Annotated in this window: 7 protein-coding genes; 6 read left to right on the top strand and 1 reads right to left on the bottom strand. The window is 61.5% G+C overall.

Annotated features, from left to right (window positions below):
- Positions 1–1,691: 1,691 nt before the first annotated feature.
- The 3 genes from ACIQCS_RS07740 (at position 1,692) to ACIQCS_RS07730 (ending at position 7,346) form a co-directional block, all read left to right on the top strand.
- Complete coding sequence (locus tag ACIQCS_RS07740) at positions 1,692–2,348, top strand: hypothetical protein (RefSeq protein ID WP_401530527.1); 657 nt, start codon at positions 1,692–1,694, stop codon at positions 2,346–2,348.
- Positions 2,349–2,430: 82 nt separating this feature from the next.
- Positions 2,431–6,765 (top strand): RHS repeat-associated core domain-containing protein, encoded by a 4,335-nt coding sequence (locus ACIQCS_RS07735; RefSeq protein ID WP_345849804.1) that lies wholly within the window; start codon positions 2,431–2,433, stop codon positions 6,763–6,765.
- Positions 6,762–7,346 carry a hypothetical protein gene (locus ACIQCS_RS07730; RefSeq protein WP_345849805.1) on the top strand — a complete coding sequence of 195 codons (585 nt, stop codon included), beginning with the start codon at positions 6,762–6,764 and terminating at the stop codon, positions 7,344–7,346. Before ACIQCS_RS07735 ends, ACIQCS_RS07730 begins: the two co-directional genes overlap by 4 nt.
- A gap of 18 nt (positions 7,347–7,364) precedes the next feature.
- Here ACIQCS_RS07730 and ACIQCS_RS07725 read toward each other — a convergent pair whose 3' ends face one another.
- Positions 7,365–7,664, bottom strand: coding sequence for a hypothetical protein (locus ACIQCS_RS07725; RefSeq protein ID WP_345849806.1), 300 nt, complete (start codon positions 7,662–7,664; stop codon positions 7,365–7,367).
- Between the two features lie 70 nt (positions 7,665–7,734).
- Between ACIQCS_RS07725 and ACIQCS_RS07720 the strand changes: the two genes are divergently transcribed.
- From ACIQCS_RS07720 to fusA, 3 genes are all read left to right on the top strand, one after another.
- Positions 7,735–7,905, top strand: coding sequence for a hypothetical protein (locus ACIQCS_RS07720; protein ID WP_401530524.1), 171 nt, complete (start codon positions 7,735–7,737; stop codon positions 7,903–7,905).
- A gap of 882 nt (positions 7,906–8,787) precedes the next feature.
- Complete coding sequence (gene tuf / locus ACIQCS_RS07715; RefSeq protein WP_345849808.1) at positions 8,788–9,969, top strand: elongation factor Tu; 1,182 nt, start codon at positions 8,788–8,790, stop codon at positions 9,967–9,969.
- Positions 9,970–10,362: 393 nt separating this feature from the next.
- Positions 10,363–12,408, top strand: a complete 2,046-nt coding sequence (fusA, locus tag ACIQCS_RS07710) for an elongation factor G (protein WP_401530522.1) — start codon at positions 10,363–10,365, stop codon at positions 12,406–12,408.
- The last annotated feature ends 190 nt before the right edge of the window (positions 12,409–12,598 follow it).

The following is a 12,598-nucleotide window of genomic DNA, read 5'->3' as shown; positions in this document are numbered from 1 at the left end:
GGGGCCGATACGGCGGCGATGCCCGGGCCGGGTGGAGAATCCAGGCAGGTATCCGCGCCAACAATGCCGAGCAAGACGATGCAAACCCGGGCTGAGCGGATTAATGAACGGCCGGTTTCAGGGAGCAGATCATGACAGGTGAACGTCGGCTTTGTTGGCGACCGCTGACCGATCATTGGTCCGCTCGAATGTCGGCTTTTCGCGATCCTGCGTCTGATACCAGGCAGGCAGAAGACGGCCCAAGGTCAGTCATTGAAGCGTAAGCGCTCCTTGCCCTGATCCGGCCCTTCGTTCAGGTTCATCGAATGAAGCGACCAAGATAAAACCGCACCCTTACTGGACCGATGGCGGCGCTGGCCATTTTTGTGGCTCTCGCTGTGTGTTTCGGACAACTTGTGATCCGGAATTGGACTTTTATGCCCGGGAGTCGGACAAATTGTGCTCCTGCTTACAGTCCTGTAAGCAGGAGCACAATTTGTCCAATCGGACCGGCTCCCCCTTTCGTGTGAGGAGCCGATGAGCGTTTTCAAATTTGTCCAGCCAACGGGCATAATTTGTCCGCTCTCTCGGACGGGATTTACGAAAACTTGTCCAAGTTAATGCGTAATAGCTCGCTCGAAGCAAAAGGCGTGCAGCGCAGATTTTCTTCGAGGTGGCGCGTGGCGCGTGGCGCGCGACGCTTTCAAGTTGCGATGAACCGCGGCCCAACCACCATTCGTTCAGGTGGAGATTTCGAGCGCCGGCGATTGGCGATCAGTTCATCGGCGTCAGGTGATGTTGAGGGGCCGCTAATTAGATGGTGCCTCTCAAGAAAATCCGCGAGAGAATAGTGATAGCAAGGACGTTCCCGTCCTTCGGTTACATTTCGGACATCCCTAAAGCGGACGAGCCCGTGGGCCCGCAGGTGGCGGTTTGCTGCGACGTTGAATGGTTCGCTGCGGTCAGGCCAAAGCTCGTCGAGCAAAACCTTGACGCTGTTCGACACCACAAATGCGTCCAATGCGAGCACTCGAGCAACTCGATGAGCGTTTGAGAAGCTCCGAGCGGTCGCCAGCGGAAGATAGAGATCGGTCAACCGAGGCGCTGGCCTAAGCCGGATGTCCTGCGTGGCTCGGCGGTCTGTGCCGATTGCTGGTCATTCCCGACGGCGAGGTCGGCGCACCGCGCAAGATCGCGTTCCTGGTCGCATTCGCGTGGCTGGCACTTTCCATTGTCATCCATAATCGCTCCCGCCCTTCGCTCGGGAGTATTCCGGCGTTCAGCCCCCTCGCACCAAAAGCGGTCGTTTATGGGCTCACGGCCTAACTATGAAGCCGGACCAGTCATCGCGGGCAGTCCACTGTCCGGCGTTGCCTTGGCTAGGTAGCATGAAGCATTGTCGTAATGCTTAGTTCATTCTAGGTAATAAATAGATGATATATCGGATTTTATTCATTATCGTCTCAGAACTGTAATGAACGCGACCTAGTCCTTGATTCACGGAAATTGGGGCGCCGTAACATCATAATATTCTTGACGGGCACGACGAGCCTCTGGGGAGTCGGTCGCCGCTTCGTCATGCTCGCTTTCGATAGAATTCTTATGGGGCATGTTTGCCCGGAACGGTCATTTCGTACCCGGCTCTTTCAGGGCGGGGTGATCCGTGCGCCTCATGGGTCATGCTGAAGCGACCTGACAGAAGAGGGGGTATTTTGAACAAGCATCGTCTTCTGGTATCTTGTTGCGTGATGGCGTTGCTCGAAGTGGCGCCTGCGACATCCTCTGCGGATAATCATACATACACATATGATGCGCTTGGTCGCCTGATCGGAGTATCGATCACCGGCGGGCCGGATGCCGGCATCAACACGGCGACGTGCTTCGATGCCGCCGGAAATCGGACGCAATATTCGACCGGAGTCGGCGTTGTGCCCTGCGGGTCCGGCGGCGCGCCCATAGGGACGCCGACGCCCACGCCGACGCCCACACCTGTCCCTACGCCGACGCCCACCCCCACCCAGCCTGCGCTCTGGTCCGCCACCTTGACCAGTGGGAGTTTCGGTACCTGCGATGATAATGGCTGCACCGACTGGTTTGGCTATTATCCCGGCTGGTCGATGGGCGCGCTGAGCAACACCAACTTCAACGGAAATACCGTGCAGATGGTAAAGTATCAGAGTGGTGAGCTTGACCTTTACATGGCGGGGCCATCCGCGCCCCCACCCAATTCAGGATGGACGTCCATCTACGTTCCCGGCATCGGCCTGCTGACGCGATCATCGGCAATGTACATGGTGAACGGTAAATCTGGCATCTGGATCTGGGGAACCTACAACCAGATAAGCTCCGGGACCATCTCCATCTATTGATTCTACGCGCGACGCGCGAGCCTTACGCGCGTGATCGAACGGCTGCGCCAATCAATCTCAGGCAAATAGAATAGGAAGAACCATGCCGGTCAACGTATCGCCTGGGTCCAGCTTCTCATTTCGTGGGAAGCGCTTCTACCGGGCTTTCATCTCCATGCACGCTCTCGTGCTCGGGCTGATCGCTTTGCCCACTGCCGTGCGCGCCCAGTCCAGCGACAGTATGGGATTGCCGCCCAAGACGTATAATATCGACGAGAACGGCGTCGATGTCATCCGCGGAACATATTCGCATCCGGAGACGAACGTCAGCATCGGCGATGATGAGCACGGATTTGCCGACAAGCGGTTGGGCGGGGCCAGCCTGCTTCCCGCCATGGGCATGAACCTGATCAGCCACACCGGCATATATCAGATGCAGCCTGACCCGCTCGGCACGATCGGCATCGGAGTCGACGGCAAGCTCGATGCGTTCGTGCCGTCCCCGGCATATGAATATGGCGATCCCATACCGACGACCTATGTCTCGGCAGGTCACAATGGCTCCAGCCTGACGCTCTCGCCGCGCCAGCCGGACGGCACGACTTTCTATACCTACACCGCGCGCGACGGCACGGTCGTGCACGCGTTCTCGTCCTCCCCAACGGGGCACGAGATGCTCGGTGTCGTGACGGATGTGACCAGGCCGGACGGGTTCCAGAAGAAATACACCTACACCAAGATCCCACTATGCAACCCCATGCAACTTCACAGCAAAAATGGCGTTAATACGTGTGGAGAACTGGTCGGCTACGAATATCGTCACGATAAGATCGAGAATTCTGCAAATTATAAGGTCATATTCAACTGGTTAAATCAAAATGGTGTGCCACCAAATATTAGTAACTTTGAGGGCCCCGGTATAAATCAGGTTGTGACCATGGTGAATTCTACCGTGGATTCATGCAACAACTTGTGTGGCATCACGCCAACCAGGCCCGGCCTCGGCTATGACGTCAATATCGATGTCGATTCAAGCGGCTATAACGATACCATCAATATTACCGATTCGCTGGGAAGGCGCAATCGGTTCTACATAGCTCATCCCGAGAATTACTGTGACAGGACGAGCCTGGATGACATGAATAAGATGATGTACCTGGCTGTGGTGCATCCGGGGCAGTCGAGCCCCTCTGTGGTTGTCTGCCAATGGGGAACATACTACGTCACGAGTACCGTCAACGTGCTGGATACATTGTCCGGTAAAGCCAAGTCGGTAATCATTGGCAATAGTAAGTATGAATACACTTATTCCGATGTTCTGGATAATGGAACTTACAGTAGTAACCCCTGGAATGTTGTAAGAACGACGACGGTAACTGGCGCCAATGGATATCATAAGGTCTATATAGGCAGCTGGTCTACCGGAACCCTATACTCGGTCACCGACTCGAGTGGGGCCAAGACTTCGTTCTCATACGATGCCTATAACAGGATGATCTCCCGGCAGAACCCGGATGGCGACCGCTGGACGTATAGCTATGACGGCAGAGGGAATCTCCTGGAGGCTCGCCATATCTCCAAGACGCCCGGCACGCCTGGGGATATCGTCTACACTGCGGTGTATCCGGCGAGTTGCATGTCGGTCGCGACCTGCAACAAGCCCGTGCAGAACATCGACCCGCGCGGCGGCGTTACGGACTTCGAATATGACGCGGTCACCGGCCAGGCGACGCGCATTCTCGGGCCGGCCGATGCCCATGGCGTACGTCCGGAATCCCGGTTCAGCTATGTCCGCGTGAACGGTGTGAGCATGCTGGCGACGAAATCGGCCTGCCAGAGCATCGCGAACTGCTTTGGGACCGCAGACGAAGTGCGGACGGACTATGCGTACAACGCCAACCTCCTGGTTACCAGCGAGACCGTCTCGCTCGGCAACGGCACCGTCCTCAAGGCCACGTCGTTCGCCTATGACGCGATAGGCAACAAGATCTCCGAGGACGGCCCCCTGCCGGGGCCGGCTGATACCACGCGCTATCTATATGATGCCGCGCGCCAGCGCATCGGCGAAATCCGGCCGCCCGCCGCCGATCAGGACGGCGTCGTGCGCGCGTTCGCCAAACGGCTTTCCTATACCAGCTTTGGCAAGCTGCAATTGTCGGAAACCGGCACGACCACCGGTCAGGACGATGCTGCATGGCAGGCCTTCGTCCCGCTGACTTCGACGCGGACGGTATTCGGATCCGACGAGCGCAAGGCGATCGACTACAAGCAGGACGCGGCCGGCAATGCGCTGACAGCCACGCAATATAGTTATGACAGCAATGGCTGGCTGTCCTGCATCGCGGAGCGGATGAACCCGGATGGCTATGCGTCGCTGCCGGCGGATGCCTGTACCCTGGGCCCGGTCGGGAGCTTCGGCACCGATCGGATCACGAAGAGCATCTATGACGGCGATGGAAATCTCGTCCAGACTCGCAGGGGTTTCGGTACGACGCTCGAACAGGCTTACGTCACGTACAGCTATACGCCCGGCGGCAAGCAGGAATATATCATCGACGCGAACGGAAACCGCGCGAAGATGGAATATGATGGCTTCGGCCGCGCCGAGCGCTGGATATTCCCGGGGCCGAATGCTCCGACCGCCTTCAACGCATCGACCGTCGTGACGGCCCTGTCCAGCGCGGGCTCGATCAACACGAGCGATTACGAAGCCTATGGCTATGACGCAAACGGCAACCGCAAGAGCCTGAGGAAGCGTGACGGCAGCCTGATCACCTTCGACTATGACGCGCTCAATCGCATGACGGCGAAGGGCGGTGCGGCAGCCGCGACCAGCTTTGGCTACAACCTGCTGGGCTATCAGACCTCGGCCGTGTTCAATGCCAGCGGGCAGGGCATCTACAACAGCTATGACGGCCTCGGCCAGGTCACCCTTACGACATCGACCATGGGGGGCTATAGCCGCACCATCGGCCATGGCTACGACGCTGGCGGGGACTGGACCAGGATGACCTGGCCCGACGGCAATCAGGTCGATTATGTCCGTGACGGCCTGGGGCGGCTCGATCATGTCGCACTCAACAATTCCACGCTGCTGCTCCGCCCGCAGTTCAACGCCGCCGGGCAGATGTCACGCCTTTATCGTTACAGCGGCTCCGCATGGAGTGCGCCCACCACCTATGGGTATGATGGGGCGTCCAGGCTTTCATCCCAGACCCACAGCTTCGGCGCACCCGGCTATAACGTCGCCACCAGTCTCGCCTATAATCCCGCCAGCCAGATCGTCGGAAATCTGCGGAACAACGACGCCTACGCCTGGACCGGATACACGCCGCTGAGCCGCGCCTACACCGTGAATGGCCTCAACCAATATGGCCAGGCGGGGGCCGTGACGTTTGGCTATGATCCGAACGGCAATCTCACCTCGGACAGCATCTATGCCTATGGCTATGATGCCGAAAACCACCTGACCTCGTCCTCCAACGGCGCAGTGTTGAGCTACGATCCGCTCGGGCGGCTGTGGCAGGTGGCCAGGGGCGGCGCGGTCACGCAGTTCCTGTATGACGGTGACCAGCTGGTAGCCGAATATGACGGGGCCGGGACGATGCTCCGCCGCTACGCCCATGGCGAAGGCGAGGACGATCCTCAACTCTGGTTCGAGGGGTCGGGCTTGTCGAGCCCGCGCTATCTGTACAGCGACCATGAAGGCTCGATCGACGCCGTCATCGACATGAGCGGCACCTCGGTGAGCATCAACACCTATGACGAATATGGCATCCCCGGCGCGGCCAATCTCGGCCGGTTCCAATATACCGGCCAGGCCTGGCTGCCCGAGCTGGGCCTCTATTACTACAAGGCGCGCATGTATTCGCCGACCCTTGGCCGGTTCATGCAGACGGATCCCATTGGCTATGGCGACCAGATAAACCTGTATGCCTATGTCGGAAACGATCCGCTGAATGGCCGCGATCCATCGGGCGAGTGCGTCGGCGCGGTCGTGGGCGAACCGGTGGAGATCGTGGTTTGCGGGGAATTGGCCCTGGCCGCCACGATCAATCTGGTCGGCGGCCTATGGCTTGCGTCGCAGATGAAGCCGCCGTCCTTCACTCACGAAAAGAAGGTCACGCCTAAGCACAGCGCCACTGCGGCCGCTGCGCCGCCGCCCGATGATGACGACGGCAGGCCGGAGCGCACCACCAACCCGAAGCATCATCCCAATTCCTCCAGCCCCGAGCCCAAGAATGTGCGGGAACTGTATGCCCGGTCCTACGAGGACAAAAGCGGCGTGCGGTGGACCAAGGATGCCGATGGCGTGTACCATCGGTTCTCGCGGCCGAGCAACGGGCAGACCCATTGGAATGGCTCGACGGGAGGCGCGAACCCCATCCAGATGAGGAATGTTCCCAATGAAGTTATCAAGCATTTTGCCAACCTATGACGACTAGAATTCTTACGGGTGACCGCACCGCGTTGGCGATAGAATCCTATGTCGACGAATTTATCGCGTCGCGCAGCCAGATGGGCATCGGCTATTTTCTGATCCATGCCGGCGGAAAACGATATGGCGTCGAAGACCCCCGGGCTTGCGCCATGGGTAGCTCCTATAGCGAAGTGCTGTCGCGGTTGCGCCGCGAAGGCGAGCATGTGCTCACCTTCGCCTCACGCATCGATGCGAGGGATCTTGCCATCCACGTCGTGAATCACATTTACGACCGGGGGTTTTCCGAGCCGGTGCTCCCCCCCGAGTGGAAGCAGGAAATCGATGCGCTACTCTATGCCAATGCGCTGATCTGGGCGCCGGACGGGGATGCCGCCTTCGATGACGGAAGTCACGTCCTGCAAATCGACGACGGAGACAAGGTGCGGATCATTGCCTTCGTGAACGCTGACACCCAAGGCGAGCTGGAAAGCAGCCTGGCCGACGTGACGACGGAGCGCGCGCACTACTATGCGGTGCTGCGCGAATGGGCGCAGAAGTTCGAGCTGCAATGGATGAATTCGCACATCGAGACGGCTTAGAGTCCGTTTGAGAATGGCTTAGGCGACGGTGCGACTGTAGACGGTCTTGCGGTTGGTGGCGAAGGACGGAAGGATCACGTCATCGCGCCACATCTGGTTGAAGGCCGGCAGGGCTTCGAGACGCGCCATTGCCAAGTCGAAGCCGGGCAACTCTTCGTGGATGGTGCGTATCTGCTCGCCATCGCCTACGCCCGTCACGATGTCGCAGCAGACCAGATCGGTCGTGATCTCATCGAGTTTGTAGGCGACGACGGCGCTGATCTCGTCCAGGGAGACGGCATCGGTTCCTTTCGCCGTCACGATAGCGAAGACGCTCAACAAGCGCGCGCCGCTCAGTCGGGTGCTGGCGGAGGCCGATGGCCTGGACCCTGGGGGCCTCGAATACAGGATGCCGGCCGCGGCTCCAATCTCGGTCGGTAGTCCAGCCAAGGCGCTTGGCCTTGCCCATCTGCTCAAAGGTCTCGGCGTCAGCCTTGCCTCCGACGCGCTCTGGCAGTCTCGCGAACTGGCGCTCGATCTGCTCGAACTCGATGCCAATGGCGACATTGCCGAATCCTAGGTTGTCGCACGCAATGCGAGTGCCGCCGACGACGTCGCAGCGCACGAAGCCGGTCTGCGCGACGATCTGCGGCCGCCGATCCATAATGGCGCCGATCTCTGGGCGCATCGGGCCGAGCTCTTGCCCAATCTTGAATTCATTCCGAGGACGCGCGCGCAAATCGAAGGAATCCTCGCCGGCGATGCCCTTATCCTTGCCGAGCGAACCGAAATCTGAAGCGGAGCGGCCCGTCCACAATCGGATTGGGCCGCTTTCGACCTGGCTGCTACGCGCCCTAATCGCGGTCATTCAACTCGAGTGCTGGCGACCCCAAAAGCTACCGCTCGAGCAGCGGCGGACGCTTGCAATCGAGAACCGCCACTGCTAGGTGCCCGCCGCGTTTCAAACGGAAGAGCATGATGATCATGGGGCGGAACAAGGCAGCGCTGAACGCGACGGCAAATGCCGGCGTATCGCTGTACTATATCGACTTCTGATCCGCCTCTCGATTTCGAGGAGGCGAACGGCCTCCCATGTGTCCGATGACCCTGGAAGGCCCGAGCCTCCAGGGTTTTTTATTTGGCGCATCTGCGCCGACGGACAAGGAACAGGGCAATGACCCGCACGATGCTGAATATCGCCGCCATCGACCTGCGCACCTCGCCGCGCGGCGATGACGCATGGCGATTTGCGAGCTGACGCCCCAGGCACATCCGCCGGGGCCGCCAAGGGGACCCCGGACACTCGAAAACCACGAGAGCCCGCCGGCCCCCACCGGCGGGCTCTTTTGCTTTCGGGCTGCTCCTCGCGGCCCATCACCGAATTGGCGCGCCAATGCCAATGGCCGCCTGGATCGGGACTGGCCATCCCGGTTCAGGCGGCGCCCTAAAGTGAGTGGAGACAATGAAGAAGCATGTGAATGTCGGAACGATCGGTCACGTTGACCACGGCAAGACGACGCTGACCGCCGCGATCACCCAGGTCCAGGCGGCCCGGCTCGGCGGCCAGGCTCTCGCGTTCGATCAGATCGACAAGGCGCCCGAGGAGAAAGCCCGCGGGATCACCATCAACACCAGTCATGTCGAGTATGAGTCGGACACCCGGCACTACGCGCACATCGATTGCCCGGGTCACGCCGATTATGTGAAGAACATGATCACCGGCGCGTCGCAGATGGACGGCGCGATCCTGCTGGTCGACGCCACTCAGGGCGCCGCGAAGCAGACGATCGAGCATATCCTGCTCGCGCGTCAGGTGAATGTCCGCCACATGGTCGTGTTCGTGAACAAGATGGACGCGATTCCGGAAAGCGACCGCGCGGACATGATGGCGCTGATCGAGCTGGAGACGGGCGATCTGCTCGCCCGTCAGGACTATGCCGATACGCCGTTCGTCTTCGGCAGCGCGCTCGGCGCTCTGGAAGCGATGGTGCGCGGCGATCTCGCCGATCCGGCCGTCCAGGGCATTGTCGATCTGGTGGCGGCGCTCGACGCACATATTCCGGATCCGGTCCGGGATTTCGAGAGCCCGTTCCTGATGCCGATCGAAGGCGTTCACACGATTCCGGGCCGCGGCACGGTCGTTTCCGGCCGGGTCGAGCGTGGCATCGTGCGCGTCGGCGATACGGTGGAGATCGTCGGTGTCGACAATGAAGGCGCCGCGATGGTCGTGACCGGCACGCAGGCCTTCCGGAAGGACATTCCGGAGGCGCTTGCCGGCATGAATGTCGGGCTCCTTCTGCGCGGTCTCAAGCGCGACGAGGTCGAGCGCGGGCAGGTGCTGAGCGCGAAGGGCGCCATCAAGGCGCGCACGAGCGGCAAGGCACAAGTCTTCGTGCTCACCGCGGAGGAAGGCGGGCGGCATACGCCGTTCGCCAGCGGGTATCGCCCGCAATTCTTCTTCGGCGTGACCAACGTGACCGGTGTGATCCACACCGCGGACGGTTCGCTGGTTGAACCGGGCGCGCAGGTCGAAGTCGGCTTCGAGCTGGCCCGGCCGGTGGGCATCGAACCGGGCGTGCGCTTCGCCATCCGCGAGGGCGGTAAGACCGTCGGGGCGGGCGTGGTGACGGAAGTCGCCGGGTGAAAGCGTGAGGCGCCGGCTCCCGGTCCTCGAAGGCTCGTCCTTCGGGGGCCGGGAGTTTGGCCGGACGGACATTGACAAGGAAGGTGTCTCCAAATAACGGAGCGCCCGCCTGCAAGGCGCGGGCAAACAAGAGGTGGATGATGACGGACGATAGCCAGCACCGGGAGTGCCGCTGACGTTGCCGTAGAGGCGCGTGGGCGCGCCTCCCTCTAAAATTCCGGCGGTGCGCTGCCGGTGATTTCGAAACCATGAGCTTGTTAAAACGGCGCAAAGCCGGCGCTGATCCTGCGCGCGGCTGCGTTCTTCCTGCATTCGACTTGCGAATGCGGGCCGATCGCGTGCGCCTGCTTCTGGCGGCCCATGGTCACGCCCACGCATATCGCGAGAAGAACGATGACCAGAAAACTACGCAATATCGGCATCATGGCGCATGTCGATGCCGGCAAGACCACGCTGACCGAACGCATCCTGCTGAACACCGGCCGTATCCACAAGGCGGGCGACGTGCATAGCGGAACCGCGACAACCGACAGCCATGCGCTGGAGAAGCTGCACGGGATCACCATCTCGGCGGCGGCGACTTCGTGCGAATGGCGGGACGCTTCGATCACGATCATCGACACGCCGGGACATGTCGACTTCACGATCGAAGTCGAACGCTCGCTACGCGTGCTCGACGGTGCGGTCGCTGTGTTTTCGGCCGTCACGGGGGTCGAGGCTCAGTCGGAAACCGTGTGGCGCCAGGCCAGCCGGTTCGGCGTGCCGCGACTATGCTTCATCAACAAGATGGACCAGCCGGGCACCGATGCCGAACGCGCAGTGGCGATGATCGCCGAACGGCTCGGGGCCAACCCGTTGCCGGTGCAACTACCGATCGTCTCCGGCGGCGCCTTCTGCGGCATCGTCGATCTGGTGGCGATGGAGGCGCTGACCTGGGACGGGGGCAATCCCGATCCAGAGCGGACCGCCATTCCGCCGGAGCTTCACGGGGCGGCGGCACGGGCACGCGAGGCCATGCTCGAAACGCTGGCCGAGTGCGACGATGCAGTGCTGGCCGCGTGGCTCGATGATCCGGCGGCACTGCCGGCGGAGGCGATACGGGTGGGCATTCGACGTGCATGCCTGGCGGGCCGATGCTCGCCTTTGCTGTACGGCTCGGCCTATCGCAACATCGGCGTGCAGCCGTTACTCGAGGCCATCGTCGACTTTGCACCGGCACCGGAGGATCGGCCGCCGGTCGAGGGCATGGAGCCTTCGGGCGCGGCCGTGTTGCGGGTGCCGAGCCCGGATGCGCCGCTGGCCGCGTTGATCTCGAAAGTGCAGGCGGGCCGGTTCGGCACGCTGGCATTCCTGCGTGTCTATTCGGGGCGACTGGTGCCCGGCATGTCTGTCCTCAACACAGTGACCGGCAAGTCCGAGCGGATCGGTCGGCTGATCCGGATGCACGCCGATGCGCAGGAGGAGATCGCCGAGGCGACGGCCGGAGACGTCGTTGCAGCAGTCGGGCTCAAATCGGTGCGCGCGGGCGATACGCTGAGCGATCCGGGCCAACCGGTCGTGCTCAGCGGCTTTGTGATCCCCGATCCGGTGATCGAAGCCGTGATCGAACCGCGTACGGCCGAGGACCGCACCCGGCTCGGCCCGGCACTGGCGATGATGGCGCGCGGTGATCCGTCGCTGCGCGTCTCGATCGACGGCGAGACCGGGCAGCTGCTGGTGCGCGGGATGGGCGAGCTACATCTGAAGATCGTGGTTGAGACGCTGAAGGCGGACTTCAACGTCGATGCCACGATCGGCGAACCGCAGGTCGCCTATCGTACGGCGGCGACGTGTCGGGCCGAGGTGGACCATCTGCTGCGCAAGCAGAATGGCGGCCAGGGCCAGATGGCGCGGGTCCGCATCGCGTTCGAGCCGTTGGGAGAGGGCGAGAGCGGGCTCGTGTTCGAGAACCGGAGCGTGGGGGGAGCTGTTCCCAGGGAATATGTCCCGGCCATCGCCAAGGCGATCGAAACCGCGCTGGCGGATGGCGGTCCGGGCGGACATCCGGTGCTCGGAATCAGGGCGATCCTGCTCGATGGCGCCTTCCACGAGAAGGACTCGTCGGCGCTCGCCTTCGAGGTCGCTGCGCGGGAGGCGTTCCGGATCGGCTTCGCTAAGACCAATCCGGTACTGCTCGAGCCGGTAATGCGCGTCGTGGTTGCGACGCCCGGAGACTATCTGGGCGGCGTCATCGGCGACCTGCAGAGCCGGCGCGGCCAGCTTCGGTCCACCGATCTGGCCGGGTTGGTGCACGAGGTGATCGCCGAGGTCCCGCTCGGCGAGATGTTCAACTATGTGGGCGCGCTCCGCTCCCTGTCGCAGGGACGGGCAAGCTTTACCATGGCGTTCGAGCGATATGCGCCGATGCCCGCAAGGCTCGCGCTCGAAACGGCCGGTTGAACGGGTGGGACGCGTGGCGACGCCGCGCGTCCCATTCTCTTTCACAATCGCTCAAGGTGGCGTCCGAAGTACGAGGCCACAGTTCCGCTACGCGCCCTAGGTTGAGGACTCATTTAAGCCACGCGGTGATAAGGGCTACGAGAGCGATGGCAGCGAGGTAGTTTGTGGCATGCCGGTCGTATCTGGTAGC

Origin of the sequence: Sphingomonas sp. NPDC092440 (assembly GCF_044754985.1) — a bacterium.
In the GTDB taxonomy this organism is placed as follows: domain Bacteria; phylum Pseudomonadota; class Alphaproteobacteria; order Sphingomonadales; family Sphingomonadaceae; genus Sphingomonas.
The sequence above is the reverse complement of the archived record's forward strand: the minus strand, read 5'-3'. Positions and strand labels throughout refer to the sequence as shown.